Annotated in this window: 28 protein-coding genes; 21 read left to right on the top strand and 7 right to left on the bottom strand. The window is 62.9% G+C overall.

The window, feature by feature from the left end; translation table 11 throughout:
- Positions 1-21: 21 nt before the first annotated feature.
- Genes ACVTFQ_RS19580 through ACVTFQ_RS19570 form a run of 3 tightly spaced genes read right to left on the bottom strand, consistent with a single transcriptional unit; the run spans position 22 to position 1,485 of the window.
- A complete protein-coding gene (locus ACVTFQ_RS19580) occupies positions 22-405 on the bottom strand; it encodes a YraN family protein (RefSeq protein ID WP_111563201.1) in 384 nt (127 codons plus the stop codon).
- The gene (gene rsmI, locus ACVTFQ_RS19575; RefSeq protein WP_051110797.1) at positions 395-1,255 is read right to left on the bottom strand and encodes a 16S rRNA (cytidine(1402)-2'-O)-methyltransferase; all 861 of its coding nucleotides are present in this window, start codon (positions 1,253-1,255) and stop codon (positions 395-397) included. Before rsmI ends, ACVTFQ_RS19580 begins: the two co-directional genes overlap by 11 nt.
- Positions 1,256-1,311: 56 nt before the next feature.
- Positions 1,312-1,485 (bottom strand): hypothetical protein, encoded by a 174-nt coding sequence (locus tag ACVTFQ_RS19570; RefSeq protein WP_162718243.1) that lies wholly within the window; start codon positions 1,483-1,485, stop codon positions 1,312-1,314.
- 99 nt (positions 1,486-1,584) lie between these two features.
- Here ACVTFQ_RS19570 and dnaN point away from each other — a divergent pair, with 99 nt between their 5' ends.
- The 7 genes from dnaN (at position 1,585) to ACVTFQ_RS19535 (ending at position 6,549) form a co-directional block, all read left to right on the top strand.
- The gene (dnaN, locus tag ACVTFQ_RS19565; protein WP_026283155.1) at positions 1,585-2,703 is read left to right on the top strand and encodes a DNA polymerase III subunit beta; all 1,119 of its coding nucleotides are present in this window, start codon (positions 1,585-1,587) and stop codon (positions 2,701-2,703) included.
- 109 nt (positions 2,704-2,812) lie between these two features.
- Positions 2,813-3,409: a phospholipid N-methyltransferase PmtA gene (gene pmtA / locus ACVTFQ_RS19560; protein ID WP_018899329.1), complete on the top strand. Its 597-nt coding sequence runs from the start codon at positions 2,813-2,815 to the stop codon at positions 3,407-3,409.
- A 1-nt stretch (position 3,410) separates the two neighbouring features.
- The gene (locus ACVTFQ_RS19555; protein ID WP_111563200.1) at positions 3,411-3,998 is read left to right on the top strand and encodes a histidine phosphatase family protein; all 588 of its coding nucleotides are present in this window, start codon (positions 3,411-3,413) and stop codon (positions 3,996-3,998) included.
- Position 3,999: 1 nt separating this feature from the next.
- Positions 4,000-4,707: an orotidine-5'-phosphate decarboxylase gene (gene pyrF, locus ACVTFQ_RS19550; protein WP_111563199.1), complete on the top strand. Its 708-nt coding sequence runs from the start codon at positions 4,000-4,002 to the stop codon at positions 4,705-4,707.
- Between the two features lie 30 nt (positions 4,708-4,737).
- The gene (locus ACVTFQ_RS19545) at positions 4,738-5,025 is read left to right on the top strand and encodes a DUF1330 domain-containing protein (RefSeq protein WP_012482361.1); all 288 of its coding nucleotides are present in this window, start codon (positions 4,738-4,740) and stop codon (positions 5,023-5,025) included.
- Positions 5,026-5,134: 109 nt separating this feature from the next.
- Positions 5,135-6,115, top strand: coding sequence for a complex I NDUFA9 subunit family protein (locus ACVTFQ_RS19540; RefSeq protein WP_111563198.1), 981 nt, complete (start codon positions 5,135-5,137; stop codon positions 6,113-6,115).
- A 284-nt stretch (positions 6,116-6,399) separates the two neighbouring features.
- The gene (locus tag ACVTFQ_RS19535) at positions 6,400-6,549 is read left to right on the top strand and encodes a hypothetical protein (protein WP_018899325.1); all 150 of its coding nucleotides are present in this window, start codon (positions 6,400-6,402) and stop codon (positions 6,547-6,549) included.
- A gap of 61 nt (positions 6,550-6,610) precedes the next feature.
- Here ACVTFQ_RS19535 and ACVTFQ_RS19530 read toward each other — a convergent pair whose 3' ends face one another.
- Positions 6,611-7,408: an undecaprenyl-diphosphate phosphatase gene (locus tag ACVTFQ_RS19530; RefSeq protein WP_047506892.1), complete on the bottom strand. Its 798-nt coding sequence runs from the start codon at positions 7,406-7,408 to the stop codon at positions 6,611-6,613.
- Positions 7,409-7,690: 282 nt separating this feature from the next.
- On the opposite strand from ACVTFQ_RS19530, the gene ACVTFQ_RS19525 reads away from it, so the two are divergent.
- The 5 genes from ACVTFQ_RS19525 to ACVTFQ_RS19505 all read left to right on the top strand — a co-directional run bounded on the left by ACVTFQ_RS19525 (position 7,691) and on the right by ACVTFQ_RS19505 (position 12,648).
- The gene (locus tag ACVTFQ_RS19525; RefSeq protein WP_018899323.1) at positions 7,691-8,383 is read left to right on the top strand and encodes a glutathione S-transferase family protein; all 693 of its coding nucleotides are present in this window, start codon (positions 7,691-7,693) and stop codon (positions 8,381-8,383) included.
- A gap of 11 nt (positions 8,384-8,394) precedes the next feature.
- On the top strand, positions 8,395-9,555 hold the full coding sequence (gene queG / locus ACVTFQ_RS19520) for a tRNA epoxyqueuosine(34) reductase QueG (RefSeq protein ID WP_111563197.1): 1,161 nt from the start codon (positions 8,395-8,397) through the stop codon (positions 9,553-9,555).
- Complete coding sequence (locus tag ACVTFQ_RS19515; RefSeq protein WP_111563196.1) at positions 9,555-10,427, top strand: SDR family oxidoreductase; 873 nt, start codon at positions 9,555-9,557, stop codon at positions 10,425-10,427. Before queG ends, ACVTFQ_RS19515 begins: the two co-directional genes overlap by 1 nt.
- Before the next feature lie 406 nt (positions 10,428-10,833).
- Complete coding sequence (locus tag ACVTFQ_RS19510) at positions 10,834-11,196, top strand: septal ring lytic transglycosylase RlpA family protein (protein ID WP_026283154.1); 363 nt, start codon at positions 10,834-10,836, stop codon at positions 11,194-11,196.
- A 162-nt stretch (positions 11,197-11,358) separates the two neighbouring features.
- Entirely contained in the window at positions 11,359-12,648 is a 1,290-nt protein-coding gene (locus tag ACVTFQ_RS19505) for an RsmB/NOP family class I SAM-dependent RNA methyltransferase (RefSeq protein WP_111563195.1), read from the top strand.
- 24 nt (positions 12,649-12,672) lie between these two features.
- Here the strand turns inward: ACVTFQ_RS19505 and ACVTFQ_RS19500 are convergent, their stop codons facing one another.
- Positions 12,673-13,179 carry an HPP family protein gene (locus tag ACVTFQ_RS19500; protein ID WP_111563194.1) on the bottom strand — a complete coding sequence of 169 codons (507 nt, stop codon included), beginning with the start codon at positions 13,177-13,179 and terminating at the stop codon, positions 12,673-12,675.
- 213 nt (positions 13,180-13,392) lie between these two features.
- Between ACVTFQ_RS19500 and ACVTFQ_RS19495 the strand changes: the two genes are divergently transcribed.
- Genes ACVTFQ_RS19495 through ACVTFQ_RS19480 form a run of 4 tightly spaced genes read left to right on the top strand, consistent with a single transcriptional unit; the run spans position 13,393 to position 18,472 of the window.
- Positions 13,393-14,673 (top strand): imelysin family protein, encoded by a 1,281-nt coding sequence (locus ACVTFQ_RS19495; protein WP_018899317.1) that lies wholly within the window; start codon positions 13,393-13,395, stop codon positions 14,671-14,673.
- Positions 14,674-14,719: 46 nt separating this feature from the next.
- Positions 14,720-16,255, top strand: a complete 1,536-nt coding sequence (locus ACVTFQ_RS19490) for a di-heme oxidoreductase family protein (RefSeq protein ID WP_111563193.1) — start codon at positions 14,720-14,722, stop codon at positions 16,253-16,255.
- On the top strand, positions 16,255-17,370 hold the full coding sequence (locus ACVTFQ_RS19485) for an imelysin family protein (protein WP_111563192.1): 1,116 nt from the start codon (positions 16,255-16,257) through the stop codon (positions 17,368-17,370). Before ACVTFQ_RS19490 ends, ACVTFQ_RS19485 begins: the two co-directional genes overlap by 1 nt.
- 4 nt (positions 17,371-17,374) lie before the next feature.
- The gene (locus tag ACVTFQ_RS19480; protein ID WP_111563191.1) at positions 17,375-18,472 is read left to right on the top strand and encodes a DUF1513 domain-containing protein; all 1,098 of its coding nucleotides are present in this window, start codon (positions 17,375-17,377) and stop codon (positions 18,470-18,472) included.
- Here ACVTFQ_RS19480 and ACVTFQ_RS19475 read toward each other — a convergent pair.
- On the bottom strand, positions 18,458-19,534 hold the full coding sequence (locus tag ACVTFQ_RS19475) for a DUF2252 family protein (RefSeq protein WP_111563190.1): 1,077 nt from the start codon (positions 19,532-19,534) through the stop codon (positions 18,458-18,460). The genes ACVTFQ_RS19480 and ACVTFQ_RS19475 overlap by 15 nt on opposite strands.
- A 137-nt stretch (positions 19,535-19,671) precedes the next feature.
- Here ACVTFQ_RS19475 and ACVTFQ_RS19470 point away from each other — a divergent pair, with 137 nt between their 5' ends.
- Both ACVTFQ_RS19470 and ACVTFQ_RS19465 read left to right on the top strand, forming a co-directional pair.
- On the top strand, positions 19,672-20,124 hold the full coding sequence (locus tag ACVTFQ_RS19470) for a TspO/MBR family protein (protein ID WP_047507513.1): 453 nt from the start codon (positions 19,672-19,674) through the stop codon (positions 20,122-20,124).
- An 11-nt stretch (positions 20,125-20,135) separates the two neighbouring features.
- Positions 20,136-20,768 (top strand): nucleotidyltransferase domain-containing protein, encoded by a 633-nt coding sequence (locus ACVTFQ_RS19465; protein WP_111563189.1) that lies wholly within the window; start codon positions 20,136-20,138, stop codon positions 20,766-20,768.
- Here the strand turns inward: ACVTFQ_RS19465 and ACVTFQ_RS19460 are convergent.
- On the bottom strand, positions 20,765-21,226 hold the full coding sequence (locus tag ACVTFQ_RS19460) for a GNAT family N-acetyltransferase (protein WP_111563188.1): 462 nt from the start codon (positions 21,224-21,226) through the stop codon (positions 20,765-20,767). The genes ACVTFQ_RS19465 and ACVTFQ_RS19460 overlap by 4 nt on opposite strands.
- Positions 21,227-21,374: 148 nt before the next feature.
- On the opposite strand from ACVTFQ_RS19460, the gene ACVTFQ_RS19455 reads away from it, so the two are divergent.
- The 3 genes from ACVTFQ_RS19455 (at position 21,375) to guaA (ending at position 24,144) form a co-directional block, all read left to right on the top strand.
- The gene (locus tag ACVTFQ_RS19455) at positions 21,375-21,824 is read left to right on the top strand and encodes a PaaI family thioesterase (RefSeq protein WP_026283151.1); all 450 of its coding nucleotides are present in this window, start codon (positions 21,375-21,377) and stop codon (positions 21,822-21,824) included.
- Positions 21,821-22,459 (top strand): 5'-methylthioadenosine/S-adenosylhomocysteine nucleosidase, encoded by a 639-nt coding sequence (locus tag ACVTFQ_RS19450; RefSeq protein WP_111563187.1) that lies wholly within the window; start codon positions 21,821-21,823, stop codon positions 22,457-22,459. Before ACVTFQ_RS19455 ends, ACVTFQ_RS19450 begins: the two co-directional genes overlap by 4 nt.
- A 122-nt stretch (positions 22,460-22,581) precedes the next feature.
- Positions 22,582-24,144, top strand: a complete 1,563-nt coding sequence (guaA, locus tag ACVTFQ_RS19445; protein WP_037188201.1) for a glutamine-hydrolyzing GMP synthase — start codon at positions 22,582-22,584, stop codon at positions 24,142-24,144.
- Positions 24,145-24,403 lie beyond the last annotated feature (259 nt).

The raw sequence follows: 24,403 nt of genomic DNA, 5'->3' as shown, positions 1-24,403 counted from the left end.
TTAACCGACTAACGAAAGCAATCAGAACGCATCGCGCAAATGGACGGGCCATCGCCCGGGCAAGATGGCGACGATGTCGTAGCGTTGAGACAGGCGGGCCTGGTCGCGCTGGCGGGAGAGCCAGAGATCGCTAGCGCCACGGATGCGGGTTTGCGCGAGAAGCGACACGGAATCGACGGCCGCGCCCTCGTCGCGACGCGCCTTCACCTCGACGAAGACAGCCAGATCGCCCTTGCGGGCAATGATGTCGATCTCGCCCAGCCGCGTGCGGTAGCGCAGCGCGACGATGCGGTAGCCCTTGAGAATGAGATAGAAAGCGGCGATGTATTCGGAGACATGGCCCCGACGCAGTGCCTCGCGGCGAAGACCCTTTTGATGCGGGTCAGAAGCGTCGTTACCTGACATCGCCCGCCTTTCGGTCGAGCAGGCGCTGGTAGAGCTCCTTGCGGGGGAGACCGGTGATGCGGGCGGCCTCGGCGGCGGCCTTGGCGGTCGGCAGGGTCTGCGAGAGGTCGGCCAGGATGGCGTCGATGTCCGTTTCCTCGATGGCGCGCTCCGGCGCCGGGCCGATGACGAGGACGATCTCGCCTTTGACATTGTCGACATCGGCATAGTGAGCGGCAAGCTCGGCGAGCGTGCCTCGGCGGAACTCCTCGTAGCTCTTGGTGAGCTCGCGGCAGACGGAGGCCGGGCGATCGCCGCCGAGAACGTCGGCGGCGGCAATGAGCGTGGCGCCGATGCGGTGCGGGGATTCGAAGAACATCAGTGTCGCCGGCGTGGCGGCGAATTCAGACAGCCGGTCGCGGCGGGCCTTGTCCTTGGTCGGCAGGAAACCGGCGAAGAGGAAGGCATCGTTCGGAAGGCCGGAGCCGACAAGGGCTGCCAGCGGCGCCGAGGCGCCCGGGATCGGGATCACCCGATAGCCGGCTTCTATCGCCGATTGCGCCAGACGGTAACCGGGGTCGGAGACCAGCGGCGTGCCGGCATCGGAGACCAGCGCCACGGACTTGCCGGCTTCAAGCGCTGCAAGCAGGCGGGGCCCGGCTTCATCGGCATTGTGTTCGTGGTAGGCGTAGGGGCGGTTCTGGATGCCGTAGCGATCGAGCAGCACGCGGGTGACGCGGGTGTCCTCGCAGGCGAGCACATCGGCGCCGGCCAGCGTTTCCAGCGCGCGCAGCGTTATGTCGCCGAGATTGCCGATCGGCGTCGCGACGAGATAGAGGCCGGGCTCCTGCGGGCGGGCGGGAACGGCCATGTTGTGCAGGCGGAAGCTGCGCTGCCTGCCGCCCTCTGTCGTCGTCTCGTCATTGCTCAAGATATGTCTGCCCTTTCTGGCTTCCGGCCTTTATGGGCGACACCTTTCTCTTCGGCAAGGGGCAGGACTTCGCCGGTAACGGTGATTTCTGTGAGCATCCGCAGCGAAAATGGCAATTGCTGAGGCAGCGACCTTTGCGCCTCTTGCATTCGTCCGCAAAATTCTGCCATTTTGCGCGTCCAATCCTCCGATCCCAGCTTTTGGGAAAGGCATTATTCAGGCGTGTTCAAGCGCGCCCGGGCAGTAACGGTCGAAAGCGGTAGCATCCCATGCGTATTACTATTGAGCGGTCCAACCTTTTGAAGTCGCTGAACCACGTTCACCGCGTGGTTGAACGCCGCAACACGATCCCGATCCTGTCGAACATCCTGCTGCGCGCCGATGGCCAGAACCTCGACATGAAGGCGACCGACCTCGACCTGGAAGTGACGGAAGCGACGCCCGCCAACGTCGAGCAGCCCGGCGCCACCACGGTTCCCGCCCATCTTCTCTACGACATCGTGCGCAAGCTTTCCGACGGCTCGGAAGTGCTGCTCGCCACCAGCCAGGATGGCGGCTCGATGACGGTTCAGTCCGGCCGTTCGAAGTTCTCGCTGCAGTGCCTGCCGGAATCCGACTTCCCCGACCTCACAGCCGGCACCTTCACGCACACCTTCAAGCTGAAGGCGACGGATCTGAAGATGTTGATCGATCGCACCCAGTTCGCGATCTCGACGGAAGAGACCCGCTACTATCTGAACGGCATCTTCTTCCATACGATCGAAAGCGAAGGCGACCTGAAGCTGCGCGCCGTCGCCACCGACGGCCACCGTCTGGCGCGCGCCGACGTCAACGCTCCCTCGGGTTCCGAGGGGATGCCCGGCATCATCATTCCGCGCAAGACGGTCGGCGAGTTGCAGAAGCTGGTCGACAATCCGGAAGCGATGGTCACGGTAGAAGTTTCCGACGCCAAGATCCGCCTTTCCATCGGCTCGATCGTCATGACCTCGAAGCTGATCGACGGCACCTTCCCCGATTATCAGCGCGTCATCCCGACCGGCAACGACAAGGAAATGCGCGTCGATTGCACGAGTTTCGCCCAGGCCGTCGACCGCGTCTCGACCATTTCTTCGGAACGCGGCCGCGCCGTGAAGCTGGCGCTTTCGGACGGACAGCTGCTGCTCACCGTCAACAACCCGGATTCGGGCAGCGCCACGGAAGAAGTGGCCGTCGGCTACGACACCGACGCCATGGAAATCGGCTTCAACGCCAAGTACCTGCTCGATATCACCGCGCAGCTCTCCGGCGACCAGGCCATCTTCCTGCTGGCCGATGCCGGTTCTCCGACGCTCATTCGCGACACGGCCGGCGACGATGCCCTTTACGTGCTGATGCCGATGCGCGTGTAGCGCGTCGCATTTGCCGTTCAAACTTTGTCAATTGCGACGCTTGGCCTTGTTTTAGCGCCGTATTGCCTGCACATAAGCATGCAGCATGTGCTGCACGAAGGAGAACGGCATGGGTGGCTTGCGCCTCAAGGAACGGCTGGGCAAGAAATTCGACGAGGAGATCCGGTTTTTCAAGGGGATGATGCAGGGGCCGAAGACCGTCGGCTCGATCGTGCCGACGTCGTCGATCACGGCGCGCAAGATGGCAAGCGTCATCAACCCGAACTCCGGCCTTCCGGTTCTTGAGCTCGGCCCCGGCACGGGCGCCATCACCAAGGCCATCCTGCAGCGTGGCGTAAAGCCTGAAAACCTAGTCGCCATCGAATATTCGACCGACTTCTACGAACATCTGGTGCGGCTCTATCCCGGCGTGAACGTCATCAATGGCGACGCCTTCAATCTCGACAAGACGCTGGCCCACATGGATGGGCAGAAATTCGACAGCGTCGTTTCCGCCGTGCCGCTTTTGAACTTCCCGATGCAGGCGCGCATCGCCATGCTGGAAAGCGTGCTGGACCGCCTGCCGGCAGGTCGCCCCTTCGTGCAGATTTCCTACGGCCCGGTTTCGCCGATCATCGCCCGGCCCGAGCGCTACCACATCCAGCACTTCGACTTCATCGTCCGCAACATTCCGCCGGCGCAGCTCTGGATCTACCGCCGAGGCTGACGTGTTCGGTCTCTATATCACCCACCCGCAAGTGAAGATCGACGCCGCCGTTCCGGTGCCCAAATGGGGCTTGTCGGATGTCGGCGCCGCACGCGCGCGGCTGGCGGCGGACAATCCCTGGGCGTCGCAATTGCGACGTATCGTCAGCAGCGACGAGACCAAGGCGATCGAGACCGCCGCGATCCTGGCCGCGCCCTCGGGCGTTTCCGTCGAGATCGTCGAGGACATGCACGAGAACGACCGCTCCGCGACCGGCTTCCTGCCTCCATCAGAATTCGAGAAGGCGGCGGACTGGTTCTTCGCCAATCCCGAGCAGAGCTTCAACGGATGGGAGCGAGCGATCGATGCGCAGCGGCGGATCGTCGCTAACGTCGAGCGCATTCTCGCCACGCATGATAACAGCCTGCCGATCGCATTCGTCGGCCATGGCGGCGTGGGCACGCTTCTGAAATGTCACCTTGAGGGCCGGCCGATCGGGCGGGACCGCGACCAGCCCGGTGGCGGCGGCAATCTCTATTGTTTCCGTCTTGCGGATCGGCGCCTATCATGCGACTGGACGCCTATCGAAGACTGGCACGGATGGATGTGAGATGGACGCGCGCGAACGGTTGATCGTCGGACTGGATGTTCCAACACTCGGTGAAGCCGAGAAGATGGTCGCGACGCTCGGCGACACCGTCTCCTTCTACAAGATCGGCTACCAGCTGGTGTTTGCCGGCGGCCTGGAATTCGCCCGCGACCTTGCCAAGGACGGCAAGAAAGTCTTCCTCGACATGAAGCTGCTCGACATCGACAACACGGTCGCCTCGGGCGTCGAAAACATCGCCAAGATGGGCATGTCGATGCTGACGCTGCACGCCTATCCGAAGGCGATGCGCGCCGCCGTCGAGGCCGCCAAGGGCTCGGGCCTCTGCCTGCTCGGCGTCACCGTGCTGACCTCGATGGACGAAGCCGACCTCACCGAGGCCGGCTATAGCGGCGATCCGCGTTCGCTGGTGCTGCGCCGCGCCGAACAGGCGCGCGAAGCCGGTATGGGCGGCATCGTCTGCTCGGCCGAGGAATCGTCTGTTGTGCGCGAGGTCGTCGGCCCCGACATGGCGATCGTTACCCCCGGCATTCGCCCGAGCGGCAGCGAGCGCGGCGACCAGAAGCGGGTGATGACGCCCTATGACGCACTGCGTGCCGGCTCGACGCACCTCGTCGTCGGCCGCCCTATCGTCAAGGCGCCGGAACCTGAGCAGGCGGCCAAGGCCATTCTCGACGAGATGGTGCTTGCGCTCTGGCCGGCGAACCGCTGATTTTTACGACATAACCCAGGAGGAGACACCATGGCCAAGGGATACTGGATCGCTCGCGTGGATGTGCGCGATGCCGAGCGCTACAAGGATTATGTCGCCGCCGCCAAGCCGGCCTTCGAGAAATACGGCGCCAATTTCCTCGCCCGCGGTGGTGCACTGACCGAGCTCGAGGGCAAGGCGCGGGCGCGCAATGTCGTCATCGAGTTCCCCTCGATGCAGCACGCGGTGGATTGCTACAACTCGCCGGAATACCAGATCGCCGCCAAGATCCGCCAGGAAGTGGCCGACGCGGAAATGGTTGTCGTCGAAGGCGTTTGAGGCAGATCAAAGTCGTCGCAAGCGTGGTGCGATAGGTCTTTTCGTCGCACCCCGATTGGGCTAAGACGAGATCACCCGCCAATCACATCAGCCTTCCGAGGAACCTGCCATGACCCTTGCCAACCTGCCACCACTCGTCACCGTGTTCGGAGGCTCCGGCTTCGTTGGCAGGCACGTCGTACGCGCGCTGGCCAAGCGCGGCTACCGCATCCGGGTTGCCGTGCGCCGCCCGGATCTCGCCGGCTTCCTGCAGCCGCTCGGCAATGTCGGCCAGATCTCCTTCGTTCAAGCCAACCTGCGTTACCGCCAGTCGGTCGACCGTGCCGTCGAAGGTGCGTCCTACGTCGTCAACTGCGTCGGCATCCTGTTTGAAAGCGGCCGCAACTCGTTTGAGGCCGTCCAGGAATTCGGCGGTCGCGCCGTGGCGGAAGCCGCGCGCGGCGCCGGCGCCAAGCTCGTCCACATCTCGGCGATCGGCGCCAACGCCAACTCCGATTCCTCCTACGCCCGCACCAAGGGCCGCGCCGAAGCCGCGATCCACTCGGTCGCGCCTGATGCCATCATCTACCGTCCGTCGATCGTGTTCGGTCCGGAAGACGGCTTCTTCAACAAGTTCGCCGGCATGGCGCGCTCGGCGCCGTTTCTGCCGCTGATCGGTGGCGGCAAGACGAAGCTGCAGCCGGTCTATGTCATGGATGTCGCCGAGGCTGTGGCCAAGGCTGTCGAAGGCAAGGTTGCCGGCGGCAAGATCTATGAACTCGGCGGCCCCGAAGTGCTGACCTTCCGCCAGTGTCTCGAAGCGGTGCTGAAGTCGACGGCGCGCACCAACCCGCTGGTCTCGCTTCCCTTCGGCGTTGCCTCGCTGATCGGCAGCGTCGCCTCCATGATCCCGCTGATCGCCCCGCCGATCACCGCCGACCAGGTAAAGCTCCTGAAGAAGGACAACGTGGTTTCCAAGGAAGCGGAGACCGAGGGACGGACGCTGCGGGACCTCGGCATTGCGCCGACGATGGTAAGCTCCGTCATCGACAGCTACCTCGTGCAGTTCCGCCCGCAGGGCCAGTATACGAATAGCGGCAAGGCCGCCTGATCCACGCCGATTTTCTTAACGACAACGCCGCTCGCGGACCCCGCGGGCGGCGTTGCGCGTTTTGAGGCAGGGGTTAAAAAACAGGCTGAATGCCCGGCTTTCGCGGGGTTGTGCACCGCCGGGCGTTGCATAAAAGTCGCATGAAAAGTTTAGCGGAATTAACAGGAAATTTAGCAGGAACATTTATTGCTATTTCCCATTCCTCTGACTACACACCCCGCGCGTCTGTGCTTGGACTCAGCGCCTCAAACAGGCGCGCTCAAACGACTTGAAAGGTTACTTCGATGGGTAGGTCAATTGCGCTGCTTTTTGCTTCCGCGGCGCTGGTGATTCTGGCTGGTTCTTTCGTGGCGCCCGGTTCGGTCGCTGCCGTGAAGGGCGAATGCTCGCCGGCCTACGGCGTCGATCCCTGCGAAACCGCAGCTCTCAGGTAAAAGAAAAACCGGCGCCCCAAGACGCCGGTTTCTTTTTTTGGTTGGGGAGTTTGCTTCCCGATCAGGCGATCATACCGACCGATGCCATGCCCAGAAGGATGGCGCCGAGAATGATGCGGTAGATCGCGAAGGCCGTGAACTTGTTGCTCTGGATATAGGAGAGCAGCCACTTGACGGCGACGAAGGCAACGATCGTCGACACGACGAAGGCGATGCCGAGAGCGGTCCAGTCTTCATTGGCCGCGCCACCATCCTTGAACGTCTTCAGCAATTCATAGGCGCTTGCCGCATACATCGTCGGGATACCGACCAGGAACGCGAATTCCGTGGCGGCCGCGCGGTTGCCGGTGCCGGCGAGCATGGCGACGAAGATCGTCGACGCCGACCGCGAGGTGCCCGGAAACACGCCGGCAACGACCTGCGCGATACCGACAAGGATGGCGACCAACCAGGTGATCTCCTTGTGCGGCGGACGGCGGGCGGCCAGCCATTCTGCAACCATCATCCAGATACCGCCGATGATCAGCGCCCAGGCGATCGGGGTGGCGGTGCTCGGGAGCTCGAAGCCGAGCTTCTTGACGATCAGGCCGAGGACGGCGGTGATCAGGAAGGCAAGGATGAGCTTGAAGAGATAGGAGCGGTTCTCGGGATCCTGCCAGCCAAGCAGAAGCGTCATGATACGGCGCCAGTAGATGATGGTGACGGCGAGGATGGCGCCCGCCTGAATGACGATGTTGAAAAGATCAGACCGGTGGCCGAGCCATTGCTCCGCAATGATGAGGTGGCCGGTGCTTGAAATCGGTAGAAACTCGGTAATGCCTTCGACTATGCCTAGGATTATCGCGTTTATGTAATCCATCAATTGTCTCCGTTTCGGGGTTCGGTCAGACGGGAATTGTGCTGTGTCGCTGGGGGAACGACACCAATTTTCACCAGACGAGGATGCGACGAGAACCTCTGATCGGTTGTCGGCGATTTTTGGGCGAGGTCGATTTCCTTCGTCAGGGTTTCGGGCGGCCCGACTCGCTTGTGTTGGAGGGGCCAAACTTCTATAGCTTCAACGAATGAGTCATGACTAGGGCGCTATAATCATCGCGTCCATGCGACGTGCACCCCCAGCCATCCAAAAATCCGAGTCTCGATGCCCACGCTCTATCATCACCCCATGTCATCCGCATCACGCTTCGTCCGGTTGATCCTGACGGAGTACGGCTATCAGGCAGACCTGATCGAAGAGCAGACCTGGGAGAAGCGCCGGGATTTCCTGGCGCTCAACCCGGCCGGCACCCTGCCCGTCTATGTCGACGACAGCATGCGCGCGCTCTGTGGGGCCACCGTGATCTCCGAATATCTCGACGAGACCCACGGCGTGCTGAAGCGCGACCGCCGACTGCTCGCCGAGGACCCCTTCCAGCGCGCCGAGATCCGGCGGCTGACGGAGTGGTTCATGGTCAAGATGGAAACCGACGTCACCCGGCCGCTCGCCCGCGAGCGCGTCTACAAGCTGCAGATGACGGCGGACCAGGGCGGCGGCGCACCGGATTCGAAGATCCTGCGCACGGCGCGCGCCAATATTCGCCAGCACATGAAGTATCTGACCTGGCTCTCCGGCTCGCGCCAGTGGCTGGCCGGCGACCGGATGAGCTATGCCGATCTGGCGGCCGCATCTTCCGTCTCCATTCTCGACTATCTCGGCGAGATCGACTGGACGGAATCGCCGCTCGTCAAGGAATGGTACCAGCGCATCAAGTCGCGCCCGTCCTTCCGCCCGCTGCTCACCGAGCGCGTGCGCGGCCTGACCCCCGTTTCGCACTACGCCGACCTGGATTTCTGACGGGGCCTCTCATGCCCGAACGATCCGCACTGACCAAGGAAGACAAACGCCTGCAGACGCTGACCGCCTTCGTCAAGGCGGAAGCGCAGGCGCTCGGCTTCGACCTCTGTCGGATCACACGGCCGGACAGCATTCCCGAAGCGAAGGAACGCCTCGGCCAGTTCATCGATGCCGGCAGGCACGGGACGATGGAGTGGATGGCCGAGACGCGCGAGCGGCGCGGCGATCCACGCACGCTGTGGAGCGACGTGAAATCGGTCGTCGTCTTCGCGATGAATTACGGGCCCGAGGAAGACCCGCGCGGCATTCTTGAAAAACCGGACAAGGCGGCGATCTCGGTCTATGCGCGCAACCGCGATTATCACGACATCATCAAGGGCCGGTTGAAGGAGATCGCCACGCGGTTCGCCGCGCGCGCCGGCGAAGACGTGAAGGTGTTCGTCGATACCGCCCCCGTCATGGAAAAGCCGCTGGCGGCCGCGGCCGGGCTCGGCTGGCAGGGCAAGCACACCAATCTCGTCAGCCGCGCGCATGGCTCCTGGCTATTTCTCGGCTCGATGTTCACCACGGCCGACCTCTTGATCGACGCGCCCGAGATCGATCATTGCGGCTCGTGCCGGGCCTGTCTCGACGCCTGCCCGACGGCAGCCTTTCCTGATCCCTACCAGATCGACGCGCGGCGCTGCATTTCCTATCTGACGATCGAGCACAAGGGGCCGATCGATCCCGCCATCCGGCCGCTGATCGGCAACCGCATCTATGGCTGCGACGACTGTCTCGCCGCCTGTCCGTGGAACAAGTTCGCAAGTGCTGCTTCCGAAATCAAGCTGAAGGCGCGCGAGGATCTGCAGGAGCCGGATATTTCCGCGCTACTTGCGCTCGACGATCCCAGTTTCCGCAGCTTCTTCAGCGGCTCCCCGGTCAAGCGCATCGGCCGCGACCGTTTCGTGCGCAATGTGCTGATCGCGGCCGGCAACTCCGGCGACCGCCAGTTCCTCGATGCCTGTCTTTCGCTGTCCGCCGATGCCTCGCCTGTCGTGCGGGCCATGGCGATATGGGCGCTCTCGCGGCTGATGGAGGCTGGCGAATTCCAGCGCTTTGCGGCACAAAGGCCTCAGGATGAGTCGGACAGCGATGTGCTGAACGAATGGAGACTGGCGGGAGCGGCGTGATGCATCTTGTGATTTTCGGTTGCGGCTTCTCCGGCACGGCCATTGCCAAGGCGTTCATGGCCGAGGGTTTTCGCGTTTCCGGCACGACGCGCTCGGAAGAGAAGGCAGCCGCGCTGAGAGCCGAGGGTATCGAGGCCTTCGTCTTCGATGGCGAGACGCTCGATGATGCCCTGCTCGGTGCCATCAACTCGGCCACGCATCTGGTGCAATCGATCGCGCCGCGCGAGGCGGGCGATCCGCTGCTGAAGCTTGCGGGCGAGCGCATCGAAACGCTCATGCCCGAACTCTCCTGGATTGGCTATCTCTCGACGGTCGGCGTCTACGGCGACCACAAGGGCAATTGGGTGAGCGAGGAGACGCCGTGCGTTCCGGTTTCGGGACGCTCCAAGGAGCGCTTGGAGGCGGAGGTGGCGTGGATTGCGATCGGCGAGCGGATCGGCATTCCCGCGGCGGTGCTGCGCCTATCGGGCATCTACGGGCCGGGCCGCAATGCCTTCGTCAATCTGGCGCGCGGCACGGCGAGAAGGCTGATCAAGAAGGATCAGGTGTTCAACCGCATCCGCGTCGAGGATATCGGCACCAGCGCGCGGTTCCTCTCGGATCGCAAACTTGGTGGCATCTATAATGTCACTGACGACCGCCCCGGCCCGCCGCAGGATGTCATAGTAGAAGCCGCCCGCCTCATGGGCGTCGAGCCGCCGCCGGAACAGGCCTTCGAGACCGCCGAACTGACGCCGATGGCGCGCTCCTTTTATGGCGAGAACAAGCGCGTTTCGAACGCCAAGCTGAAGGCCGCCGGCTTCACCTTCGCCTTCCCCACCTACCCGCAATCACTCGCGCAGTTGTTGCAAAACGAGCGCTGGCGCGGCTGACTTAAACGCCGCTGATATCGCCATATCGCACCATATGAATTGGTAGGAAATTCCTACTCCAGGCATATTTCGTTAAAATTTGGCGCAAAATTTGGGCGTAAGCCTTGGAAATTGCCCAAATGGGGCGGGAATTATGACGCCCGCGCAAAATTATTTTCGTGATTTTTGTGATCGCGGGAGTCGTGAAGGGCTTTCGGCAAAAAAAGTTCTAATTTTACTTGATTCAATTGCGCTTTTTTCATTCGAAACCGCTTGACGACGGTTCGAATCATTTTGCCGGCTCATCACATATATTTCAATATGTAACATTCCGTGATCACTCGGGGCACTTTTCTGCCACTTTTCGACCGGTTTAAGCCCCCGCCGCCCACAAGGCGTAGGTTTAACAGTTGAGGGACACCCCGTTTTGAAGAAAATTTGTCGTTCTATTATCGCCGTCACAACTATAGCAGCCTGTTCTACGATCCTTCCGATGGAAGGTTTTGCTGCAAATGGTTGCGGTGGCGCGTCGTGGTACGCACTTCACTCCAAAACCGCTTCCGGCGAACGCATGAACCCGACCATCAATACTGCCGCGCACCGCTCGCTCGCCTTCGGCACCAAGGTCAAGGTCACCAACCGCAACAACGGCCGCAGCGTCGTCGTCCGCATCAACGATCGTGGTCCTTTCATCCGCGGCCGCGTTCTCGATCTTTCCCGTGCAGCCGCCAGCAACATCGGCATGGTCAGCACCGGCACCGCCAAGGTCTGCTACGAAGTCATCGGCTAACGCCTGATATAAGGCACCGCTTGCTCTTGCCGCCAATCGCGGATACCACGCGGTTGAGACTTGTGTACCATCCGCTGCGTCTGTCGCGCTTCCTGCGGATCGTTCACAAGCCGCCGGTCCTTGAAGGGTCCGGCATTGATCCAGGCAATAGGAGCGTTGTGAATGCGATTGGGCGGTAGGCTCGAAGGGGCGATTTCGGTTCTTGAAGACATCGATGCCCGCAGACGGCCTGTCGCCGATGCCCTCAAGGATTGGGGGCTCGCGCATCGCTTCGCCGGCTCCGGCGACCGCGCTGCAATCGGCAACATCGTCTACGACGCGCTTCGCATGCGCCTCTCGCACGCCTGGCTGATGGATGACGACAGCGCATCGGCGATTGCCCATGCCGTCATGTTCCGCCAGTGGGGCTTTACGCCCGAGACGCTTGCCGCCGAGCTTGCAGATGACAAGTTCGCGCCGGCAGCCCTTTCCGAGCCAGCGCTTTCGGCCTTTCACTCCCGTGATCTCAAGGATGCTCCTTCCCATATCCAGGGCGATATCCCGGAATGGATACAGCCCACCTTCGAAAAATCCTTCGGCGACACCTGGCTGAGAGAAGCACAGGCGCTCGCCGAGCGGCCGACGCTCGATCTGCGTGCGAACATCCTGAAGGCCACCCGCGAAAAGGCCGTCAAGGCGCTCGAAAGATCAGGCGCGCAGGAGGCCAGCATCGCGCGTTACGGCATCCGGATTGCCGCGGGCGAAGGAGCCTCCCGTCTTCCCAACGTGACAGCGGAGCTTTCGTTCCAAAAAGGCTGGTTCGAGGTTCAGGACGAGGGATCGCAGATCGTCGCCGATCTCGTGCTGCCGCAGGACGGCGAGCAGGTGCTCGACTATTGCGCCGGCGGCGGCGGCAAGACGCTCGCCATGTCGGCCGCGATGCACAACAAGGGCCAGGTTCACGCCTATGACGCCGACCGCAAGCGGCTGGCGCCGATCATCGAGCGGCTGAAGCGCGCAGGCACCCGGAACGTTCAGGTGCACGACAATCCGAAGGCGCTGAAGAACCTTGAGGATCGTTGCGACAAGGTGCTGGTCGACGCGCCCTGCACCGGAACCGGCACATGGCGCCGACGCCCGGATACGAAATGGCGCCTGACGCCCAAGAACCTCGACGAGCGCACCGCGCAGCAGCAGGACGCGCTGAGCCAAGCGAGCGCCTATGTGCGCCCCGGCGGCGAGTTGATCTACGTGACCTGCTCGGTGCTGCCGCAGGAAAACGAGCAGCAGGTGCGCGCGTTTACCGCCGCCAATCCCGCGTTCGAGATTTCGGGCGCGCTTGAGGGCTGGGATCAGCTGTTCGGCAAGGATAGCCCGCATCCGCGCTCGTCGGATGGACAGACCATCACGCTGACGCCCGCGTCGACAGACACGGACGGGTTCTTCTTCTGCCGGATGAAGCGCAAGAGCTGATGGAGGGCTCCAGAGGAGCCTGGATCAGTGCGGGGCCCGCAGCGGATATTGATGCCGCGGCGGGATGAAGTGATGCAGCACGGCGATCGCGATCAGCAGCGCACTGCCGAAACCGACGATCAGAAACAGCATCGGTCCGCCCATATGCGAGCCGAACGCCACCAGCGGCACGGCGCCGGCCGGCGGATGGGTGACGCGCAGCATCAGCATGCCGGCAATCGTCAACCCGACGGCAATCGCGCCGACCCACCAGAGACCCGGAAACAGGAAGACCGCCAGGCCGCCGATCAGCGCCGCCAGAAGGTAGCCGCCGATGACATTGGCCGGCTGCGCGAGCGGGCTCTTCGGCTGGCCGAAGATCAGCACCGCCGTGGCGCCGAAGGGCGCGATCAGCAGCGGAATACCGGTGAAAACGGTGAGCGCACCGACCGAGGCCATGCCGATCATGGCGCCGATGCCGGATTTCAGATGGAGATGAACGGTACCCTTCGGCTCATGGCGATGGGTGAAATGCTTGAGATGTCGGCGCATACGCGATCAATCCGGACAATGTTTATGCAATTGCACAGTGATTACTCATATATCGCCCATTTTCCAAGCAATTCGATTTCGATTTCATGGCCTTTCAGCGGAATTCGTTTCCTTAAAACCATTCCAAACTAGAGTGTTTGACACCAGTTTGCTTTTGCGCGAAGACATTTTCGTCGGGCCTTATAAAGCTCGCCCGTCACAGGAGAGGATCCCATGAAACTCAACAAAAATTTCTGCGCAGCCCTGGCGCTGGCGGTGGCCCCAACCGCTCTGTCCGCCATCCCCGCTTACGCGGCCCCGGATGCTGCTGCCGTTGTGAAATATTACACCGAAGTCGGCCACGCGAAGTATGAAGACGCGCTGACCACGGCGAAGGCGCTGGACGCGGCGATCGACGCCTTCTTGAAGGAGCCGACGGACAAGACGCTGGAAGCTGCGCGCGCCGCCTGGATCAAGGCCCGCGTTCCCTACCAGCAGACGGAAGTCTATCGCTTCGGCAACCCGATCGTCGATGACTGGGAAGGCAAGGTCAACGCCTGGCCGCTCGACGAAGGCCTGATCGACTATGTCGACGCCTCCTACGGCACCGAGAGCGACGAGAACTCGCTTTACGTCGCCAACGTGATCGCCAACAAGACGATCAAGATCGACGGCAAGGATGTCGACGCTTCGAAGCTGACGCCCGAATTCCTCTCCGGTACGCTGGCGGAAGCCGGCGGCGTGGAAGCCAATGTGGCGACCGGCTATCACGCCATCGAATTCCTGCTCTGGGGCCAGGACCTGAACGGCACCGGCCCAGGCGCCGGCAACCGCCCTGCCACCGATTACGACCTGAAGAATTGCACGCACGGCAATTGCGACCGCCGGGCCGAATATCTGAAGTCGGCATCGACGCTTCTGGTCTCCGACCTGCAGGAAATGACCGACAACTGGAAGCCGGATGGCGAAGCGACCAAGCATGTGGAAGCCGATCCGAAGGCCGGCCTCGTCGCCATCCTGACCGGCATGGGCTCGCTCTCCTACGGCGAACTCGCCGGTGAGCGCATGAAGCTCGGCCTCATCCTGCACGATCCGGAAGAAGAGCATGATTGCTTCTCCGACAACACCTACAACTCGCACCTCAACGACGCTGTCGGCATCGCTGCCGCCTATACGGGCAACTACACCCGCGTCGACGGTACGAAGATGAAGGGTCCGTCGCTGCACGATCTCGTCGCCGCCAAGGACAAGAAGCTCGACAAGGAAATGCAGGGCAAGCTCGACGCGACGCTGAAGGCGATGGCGATCATGGCCAAGCGCGGCCAGAACGTCGAGAAGTACGACCAGATGATCGCCGAGGGCAACAAGAAGGGCAACGCCGTTGTCCAGGCTGCCATCGACGGCCTCGTCGACCAGACGAAATCGGTGCAGCGCGTGATCGCAGCCCTCGATCTCGGCACGGTCAAGCTTGAAGGTTCCGACAGCTTGGATAATCCTACTGCCGTCTTCAAATAAGTGAAAAGGCGGGCCGCTTCGCTGTCGAGGCGGCCCGAACTCCGAAATGTCGCCTTTCCCGGCCCGTCGTCTTCTCTTCAGCGCAACCATATGCGCCACGATCGCCGGCCTTTCCGCCGCCCTTGCGGATAATTTCGACCTTCCCACCAAGCGCACCGATCTCACCGAAGCTGACGCCAAGCGCGTCGCCGATGTGACGCGACCGACCACCGACTTCTCCAAGGCCGAGCAATACGAGGCCATGCAGGCGGGTGGCGCGACGTCGATCGATCCGGTGACGCGCAATTCCTTCTCGCATATCTCCGCGACCATTCCTTTCGAGGAGGAGCAGCCGTTCAAGCTCGGCAATGCGCTCTTCAAGAAACTCTGGGTTTCCGCCCCTTCCTCGACGCAGGCCTCCGACGGGCTGGGGCCGCTGTTCAACGCGCGCTCCTGCATGAACTGCCATCTCAATGACGGACGCGGCAAGCCGGAGCCCGACGCCAGCACCAGCTCGATGTTTCTCAGACTGGCGCGGACGGCCAAGACGCCCGACGAGGAGCGCGCCGTCGCCAATGCAGAGACCATCAACTTCCCCGATCCCGTCTACGGCCACCAGCTGCAGGACCGCGCGGTACCCGGCCTTCCCGCCGAGGGGAAGATGGCGGTCAGCTACACCGAAGAGCCGGTGACGCTTGCCGGTGGCGAGACCGTGTCCCTGCGGCGGCCGCTCTACGCAATCGATAATCTCGGATACGGGCCGCTCGACCCGTCAACGACGATCTCGCCGCGCGTGGCGCCGGCGATGATCGGGCTGGGCTTGATCGAGGCCATTCCCGAGGCCGATATCCTCGCGCATGCCGACCCGGACGACAAGGACGGCGATGGCATCCACGGCAAGGCGGCGATCGTGCGCGATCACCGCACCGGAAAACCCGCGCTCGGGCGCTTCGGCTGGAAGGCGCAGAACGCAAGCGTGCGCGACCAGAGCGCCGATGCGTTCCTGAACGACATCGGCATCTCCACCCCTGACCAGCCCGACCCGCATGGCGATTGCACGCAGGCGCAGGCCAAGTGCAAGGCGATGCCAACGGGCGTACAGAAGCGGCTTGGGAACGAGGAAGCACCGGGGCCGATCCTCGACCTCGTGACCTTCTATTCCGCCAATCTGGCCGTGCCGGCGCGGCGCAAGGCGAGCTTTCCGGAGACGCTGAAGGGCAAGCAGGCTTTCTACGAAAGCGGCTGCACGGCCTGCCATGTTCCGAAGTATGTGACGCGGCGCGACAGCCTCGACAAGGCGCAGTCCTTCCAGCTGATCTGGCCCTATTCCGACTTCCTGCTGCACGACATGGGCGACGGGCTGGCGGACGGACAACAGGTTGGACTTGCAAGCGGACGTGAATGGCGCACGCCGCCGCTATGGGGTATAGGTCTCACCAAGACTGTCAGCGGACATAGCTTTTTCCTTCATGACGGCCGGGCCAGAAACCTCACCGAGGCCATTCTCTGGCACGGCGGCGAAGCACAAAAGTCGCGCGACGCATTTGCCTCCCTGCCTGCGGATAACAGGCAGGCACTGATTACGTTTTTGGAGTCTCTTTGATGCGCCTTTGGTACCCTCTGGTTCTCTCGCTTGCCCTTGCCTCCAATGCCGTGGCGCAGACGGCCGCTCCGCAGGCGGGGCAGGCTGCCGCACCGGCCGGATTGAACGAGGATGCCGTGCCTGCCGTGATGCAGCGCGCGGTCGACGAGGTGATCCGCCCGGGATACCGCAATGCCCAGCAGTCCGCGGCGCGGCTGACCACGGCGATGAAGGATCTCTGCGACAAGGGCACGCCCGCCAGCCTCGACAAGGCGAAATCGGCCTTCGACGATATTATCCGCTACTGGTCGGCGATCGAAATGGTGCAGGTCGGCCCCGTCATCCAGGACAATCTCTTCGAGCACATCCTGTTCTATCCGGATCGCAAGGGCGTGGGCCTGAGGCAGGTGCAGACGCTGATCGCCAAGGCCGATCCCAAGGATACGACGGTCGACGCGATCGCCTCCAAGAGCGTTGCCCTGCAGGGTCTGACGGCGCTTGAATACGTGCTCTACGGCACGGGATCGGAAGACCTCACCAACCAGAAGAGCGGTTTCCGCTGCCTCTATGGCGCGGCCGTGGCCGGCAACATCCAGCGCGAGGCGGCCGAAGTGGTCGCCGCCTGGGAAAAGCCTGATGGCATCCAGGCGAGCTGGAAGCATCCGGGTCCGCAGAGTGCCGATTTCATGGACAACAAGGAAGCGGTGACCGCGCTTCTTGGCACTCTCGTGCACGGCGCCGAGAATGTCCGCGACCAGCGCCTCGAGCAATTCTACAAGGGCAAGGACACGACACCGCGCCCGAAGATGGCGATCTACTGGCGCTCCAAAAACACCTGGAAGTCGATGACCTCCAATCTGGAGGGGCTGCGCAACCTCTGGCAGAAGGCCGAAATGGCCGACCTCTTGCCTGCGGACAAGAAGCCGATTGCTGACGCGATCGACGCCAAATTGAAGTCGCTGCTTGAGACAGTGCCGAAGCTCAACCCCGATATCGAAGTCGCCACCAGCGACGCCGAAAAGGCAAAGCTCGATCAGCTGCTGGTCGATACGCGCGACCTCGTGACCATGATCAGCGACAATTACGGCGCCGCGATCGGCCTTTCGGCCGGCTTCTCCTTCTCCGACGGCGATTGAGTCGATGATCAGGAGTGCCGCGATCGACCGGCGCAGCTTCGTCAAGGCGGCCGGGCTGACCTTCCTTGCGGCCTTGCAGCCGCGCGCGCTGATGGCGCTGGAGCGCGCAGACGCCGTCTATGCCTCGGGGCTGCGGCAGGCCAATGGGTCCTTCGCGGTGGCGACCGTTTCCGAGCGCGGCGAGATCATCGACCAGGTGGCGCTGCCGGCGCGCTCGCACGGCATGGCCTTCAGCGCCGCCACGGGCAAGACCGTCGCCTTCGCGCGGCGGCCCGGCACTTATGCGATGATCTTCGACCCACACGGAAAAACCAAGCCGATCGTGATCACCGCCGCCGAGAACCGGCATTTCTACGGCCACGGCGCGTTTTCGCCCGATGGGCGCATCCTTTACGCCAGCGAGAACGATTTCGACGGCAATCGCGGCATGGTCGGGCTCTACGACGCCACCCATCGCTTCGAGCGGATCGGCGAATTCGAGACCTATGGCGTCGGCCCGCACGACATGACCGTCAGCGACGACGGGCACATGCTCATCATTGCCAATGGCGGGATCGAGACGCATCCGGATTTCGGCCGCACCAAACTCAACCTCGGCAACATGCAGCCGTCGTTGACGCTCGTGGACGCCGCAACCGGCGCCCTGATCGAGAAGCATACGCTGCCCGCCGAGTGGGCGCAGGTCTCGACGCGCCATGTCGATGTCGACGACAGCGGCCGCATCTGGTTCGCCTGCCAGTATGAAGGCCGCCGCAACGATCTGCCGCCGCTGGTCGGCTCCTTCGCCAAGGGCGAGGACCTGCGCTTCGTCGATCTGCCTGAGGAGACCACGCGCCGGCTCGCCAACTATGTCGGCGCCATCGCCGTCAACCGCAAGGACGGGCTGGTGGGCGTGACGTCTCCAAAGGGCGGGGCTTCGGTGACGATCGATGCCATAAGCGGCCGGGTACTGCGCGAGGAAATCGTGCCCGAGGCGGCCGGCATCGCGCCCGCGAGCACCGGCTTTGCCGTTTCCTCCTATGACGGCGATTTCCTTGGTAAGCGCAGCAGCGTGGCCTGGGACCAGCACATCGTCAGGATCGCGCCCTCACGACGCGTGTGACCATGTTTTCTGCTCGGCGCCGATCTGTGCTGCCGCAGCCTTCGCGTCTTCCATCAGCCAGCCCGGCTTGCGCGCCTTGAGGTCGCGCAGGATCGCATCGGCTGCCGAGGGATCGTTGGCGTGGCAGTTGCCGATCTCGAAGCCCATCAGATCCAGCATATCCGGCGACAGCAACAGATCGGAATTGCCGTCTATCTCGATCTTGGTGCTGCTCGGCGACAGCCGCCGCACCAGAACCGAGCCGATCAGCCGGTAGTGCGGATCGGGAGAGCGCATGTGACCTGTCGCGATCTCGACGGCGTGGATGGCGCGATCATCGGGTGCGTGGGCGAGAGACCATGCCGATTGCAGCATGGCCTTGGCCTCGCGCAACACCGGCCCGCCCCGCCAATCCGTGTACGCGATGAAGCGCGGACGCCCGAGGCTGCCGGTGCCCGCCGTGCGCGGCTTCGGAACGTAAGCGGCATGGCCCGGCGGCAAGGACGCGTCGAGCGCTCCGGCATAGGCTGACGGCGCCGGCTTTTCGCCCGGCGCCAGGCTCGCGAATTTATCCCAGAAGGCGCGGCGCTCGCTATCGGGAAGGGTCAGCGCCTTGCGCAGCCATTTGTGATCGCGCTCGAGAATGACGGGCGCAGGCGTCTGCAGCGCCCTCAGATAGCCCGTCAGCACCGAGGCCGCGATCGTCTGCGCCGGCGGGCCGCCCTCAGTGACCGCCAGGAGCGTGCTTGCCGTCAGCCGGATGAGATCGAGCGCATAGGGCATGACGGCAGCGTCGTCGAAATCATTGGCGCCCCAGACGAGGCGTCCCTCGACATCGCGCCAGGTGCCAAAGTTTTCCAGATGCGTATCTCCGATCGCCAGAACCTTTGGCGCGGCGGCAGCGTCAGGACAGATATCGAGGATGGTTTCCGAGAAGCGCCAATAGGTGGCGCGCAGGAAGGAGAAGCTGCTTGATCGCATCTTCATGTGCTTGCGCAGGAGGTCGCCTTCGACCAGATCGGCCCCGAGTTGGCCGCGAAGCCAGCTTTCGTAGGCCTGTGTGGACTGCACGATGCCGGCCATTTCGAAGCACTCCAATTTCCTGCTTCGCCAAGCATATCCCGAAGCGCATGGCGGGCAATCGGGATCATTGCACGATCATTTGAATCGTATGCGATATGGCTCTGGCGAGGCGAACGCCGCGCCCTATCTCCGCCCACATGAGCAAAGCCCTGACCTACATCATCTTCGTTGCGATCGTGCTTGGCGGCGGTCTTGTGATCGGCGTCAACAATCTTCCGGGCGAATGGTATCAATCGCTCGCCAAGCCGCCCTTCAATCCGCCGAACTGGGTGTTCGGTCCTGCCTGGACCATTCTCTACGTGCTGATCGGGCTTGCCGGCGCGCGCACCTGGATGCGCGGGCATCTCTCCGTGGGGATGCTGATCTGGGCGGGACAGATGGTGGCGAATTTTCTCTGGTCGCCGTTTTTCTTCGGCCTGCAGGTCCCGACGGTGGCGCTGGTCGTGATTCTCGCCCTCCTGGCGTTGATCATCGCCTTCATCCTCAACCGCTGGAATGCCGACCGGATCGCGGCCCTGCTCTTCCTGCCATACCTCGCCTGGGTTTCCTTCGCGACGCTGCTCAACGCCTCGATCGTCTATCTCAACTGAGATTGCCCTTGATGCCGCTCCCCGCTAACACGGGCCGCATGGAGACACGACCGATCCCCGATCACGGCGCATGGGACGCTTGGCAGCCTGCCGAACTCGCCTTGCGGCTCAGCGGCATTGCGAAGCCATGGTGCGTGGTTGGCGGCTGGGCGCTCGATCTCTGGCACGGCGAGAAGACACGCGATCACGAGGACCTGGAGTTCACCGTGCTGCGCGGCGACGTCGCGATGTTTCGCGCGGCGCTCGGCGACATGGATTTTTACGCCGTCGGGAGCGGCGTGGTCTCTCCCCTGCCGTCTGATGCAACGCCGCCCGCCGGGATCGCCCAGATATGGTGCCATGATCGCGCCGCCGGCTGCTGGCGCGTCGACATGATGATCGAGGAGGGAACGGCCGATCGCTGGGTCTACAAGCGCGATCCTTCGATTGCGTTTCCCCGCGCCGAGATGATCGCGACCACCGCCGACGGCATACCCTATCTCAGGCCGGCGGGCGTGCTGTTGTTCAAGGCCAAATACCTGCGCGACAAGGACGAGATCGACTTTGCCAATGCGCTGCCGAAGCTTGCTCCTTCCGAGCGCGACTGGTTGAGGGCCATGCTGGGACAAGCGCACCCCGGCCATGCCTGGCAGGAGCGGCTCTAGAGAAATTTCTCCATGCGGAAGTTGGTGAGGCGCTGGCCACGTTTCTCGACGCTCTGGCGGGCGATGACGCTGAAGCCGCGACGCTCGAAGAAGGGCCGCGCGGTGAGGCTTGCCTCGGTGAAGATGCGGCCGATGCCCTGTTTTCTCGCCTCCTCCTCGACCGTCTCGAGCAGCAGACTGGCGACGCCGATGCCTTGATTAGCGGGATGGACGAACATCATGTCGAGATGGCCGTCGGGTTCCAGATCGGAAAAACCGATCACGCGTCCCGCGTGTTCGGCGACGAAGGTTGGCCGGCTGGAGCGGCGCTCCGCCCAGGCTGCGCGATCCTCCACTTTCGCCCAGGCTTCGATTTCGGCCGGGCTGTAATCGCGGGACGCCACCTCGCGGATCGCCGCCAGAAAGATCGCGATCGTGTCGTCGCAATCATCCGCCGTGTAACGCCTCACCTGCAGCACGCCGGTCCCTCCTCGTCTCCGCACTCGCCTGCCCGCTCTAGCACGTCCCGCCATCGCCGTTGAGTGCACAATCGTACCGGCTGCGATCCATTGCGCTTGTGTGGCGCGGCGACGCATGGCACTTTCCGGCTCGCACGAGGGCAGACAGATGACCAATACCGATAGCGGCGATTTCCGCGATCGCATCCAGACCAACTTTTCGCGCCAGGCGGCGCTGCACACGATCGGCGCCGAACTCACCCGCGTGGAGCGGGCGATGGTGGAGATCGAGCTGCCGTTCGACGTGAAGCTGACACAGCAGCACGGCATCCTGCATGCCGGCATCATTTCGGCGGTGCTGGATTCGGCCTGCGGCTTTGCCGCCTACAGCGTCATCGACCCCGACGCTTCGGTGCTGACGATCGAGTTCAAGGTGAACCTGCTTTCGCCCGGGCGCGGCGAGCGCTTCCTGTTTCGCGGCGAGATCACCAAGCCCGGCACCAATATCATCGTCGCCGACGGGCGCGGCTACGCGATCAGCGACGGCCCGGCCAAGCTGATCGCCTCGATGACCAGCACCATGATGATCATACGCGGCAGAGAGGGCATTACTGGATGACGTTCGAACTGAAATCGGTCGCGGGAAAATCCATCCTGTTCGTGATGGCAGCCGAGGCCGAGTACGGCCCCTTCCTGCGCTCGCGCTTCGAGCCGCTGATGACGGGCGTCGGCCCGGTCGAGGCCGCCGTGGTGCTGACGCGCACGCTTTCGGCACTCGAGCACCAGGGCGAGCTGCCGCAGCTCGTGGTCTCTCTCGGTTCGGCTGGTTCCGCCAAGCTTGAGCAGACGGCGGTCTATCAGGTGACGTCGGTTTCCTATCGCGACATGGACGCGTCGCCGCTCGGTTTCGAGAAGGGGCGCACGCCGTTTCTCGACCTGCCTGCCGTGATCGACCTGCCGCTCCGCATCCCCGGTGTCGCGGAAGCAACCCTGTCGACCGGTGGCAACGTCGTCTCGGGCGCGGCCTATGCCGGCATCGATGCCGATATGGTGGACATGGAGACCTTCGCCATCCTGCGCGCCTGCCAGGCCTACAATCTGCCGCTGATCGGCCTGCGCGGGATTTCCGACGGCGTCGAGGAGCTGCAGCACATCTCCGGCTGGACCGAATATCTGCATGTGATCGACCGCAAGCTATCGGATGCCACCGACAGCCTGTTCACCGCGCTGGAAGATGGGGTATTCTGGTTCTAGCGCTTTCGACGCCCAAGAAACGCCTCCAGGCCCTGCGAAAGCGGGACAATCGATGCAATAAAATCCCGCGGCGGCGGATTTCCCGCATTGCAAGACCGGGTGCTTTTCATTAAAGGCTCGCCATGACCCAGACAGCACATCCCGACAGCGTTCTCATCGTCGATTTCGGCAGCCAGGTAACCCAGCTGATCGCGCGCCGCGTGCGCGAAGCGGGCGTCTACTGCGAGATCGTTCCCTTCCAGTCCGCCGAAGAAGGCTTCAAGAGCCTGAAGCCGAAGGCCGTGATCCTGTCCGGCAGCCCGGCCTCGACGGTCGATGAGGGATCGCCCCGCGCGCCGCAGATCATCTTCGACAGCGGCCTTCCCGTTTTCGGCATCTGCTACGGCCAGCAGACGATGTGCATGCAGCTCGGCGGCAAGGTCGAGAGTGGCCATCACCGCGAATTCGGCCGCGCCTTCCTCGAAGTCGACGAAGACAGCGCGTTGTTCGAAGGCCTCTGGTCCAGGGGTTCGCGCCACCAGGTCTGGATGAGCCATGGCGACCGCGTCACCGCTCTTCCCGAAGGCTTCAAGGTCGTCGCCACCTCGCCGAACGCACCCTATGCCTTCATCGCCGACGAGAAGCGCAAGTATTACGGCGTGCAGTTCCACCCGGAAGTTGTGCACACGCCCGATGGCGCCAAGCTGATCGGCAACTTCATTCACAACATCGCCGGCATCAAGGGCGACTGGTCGATGTCGGCCTATCGCCAGAAGGCGGTCGAAGAAATCCGCAAGCAGGTCGGCGACAAGCGCGTGCTTTGCGCTCTTTCCGGCGGCGTCGACAGCTCGGTTGCGGCTTTGCTGATCCACGAGGCGATCGGCGACAAGCTCACCTGCGTGCTCGTCGACCACGGCCTGATGCGCAAGGACGAGGCGGCCAATGTCGTCGCCATGTTCCGCGAACACTACAATCTGCACCTGATCCACGTCGATGCAGCCGACAAGTTCATCGGCGAGCTCGAGGGCGTTTCCGACCCGGAGACCAAGCGCAAGATCATCGGCCGCCTGTTCATCGAGACCTTCGAGGAAGAGGCCAAGAAGCTCGGCGGCGCCGATTTCCTCGGCCAGGGTACGCTTTATCCCGACGTGATCGAAAGCGTTTCCTTCACCGGCGGCCCGTCGGTGACGATCAAGTCGCACCACAATGTCGGCGGCCTGCCCGAACGTATGAACATGCAGCTCGTCGAGCCGCTGCGCGAGCTCTTCAAGGACGAAGTGCGCGTGCTCGGCAAGGAGCTCGGCCTGCCTGACTCGTTCATCGGCCGCCACCCCTTCCCGGGCCCAGGCCTCGCGATCCGCTGCCCGGGTGGCATCACCCGCGAGAAGCTGGAGATCCTGCGCGAAGCAGACGCCATCTATCTCGACGAAATCCGCAAGGCCGGTCTCTACGACGCGATCTGGCAGGCTTTCGCCGTGCTGCTCCCAGTCCAGACCGTCGGCGTCATGGGCGACGGCCGCACCTACGAATTCGTCTGCGCCCTGCGCGCCGTGACCTCCGTCGACGGCATGACGGCGGATTTCTACCATTACGACATGGAATTCCTCGGCCGCGCCGCCACCCGCATCATCAACGAAGTGCGCGGGATCAATCGCGTGGTCTATGACGTGACCAGCAAGCCGCCGGGCACGATCGAGTGGGAATGATTCAGAGCCACTCAAACATACTCTACGATACGCCAGAATATCATGTAAGTCAATGATATAAAACGAAATTTCCGTCATAGACTTTCGCGGGCTATCGAGGGGTAAGCGTCGCGAGTGACGGACTTTTCGACGGATCGCCTGCGCTTGATCAATTGACCTTTTGAAAGTACCGTCAGCGGAATGGAAGCCGCTGACGGTCTTTTTTTGAGCTTATGCCATTGAAAATAAATACAAAATTTTCAAGAAAATGGCTCAAAAA

Source organism: Rhizobium sp. O111 (assembly GCF_055616315.1).
Note: the sequence above shows the minus strand (reverse complement) of the source record. Positions and strands in the feature narration are given on the sequence as shown.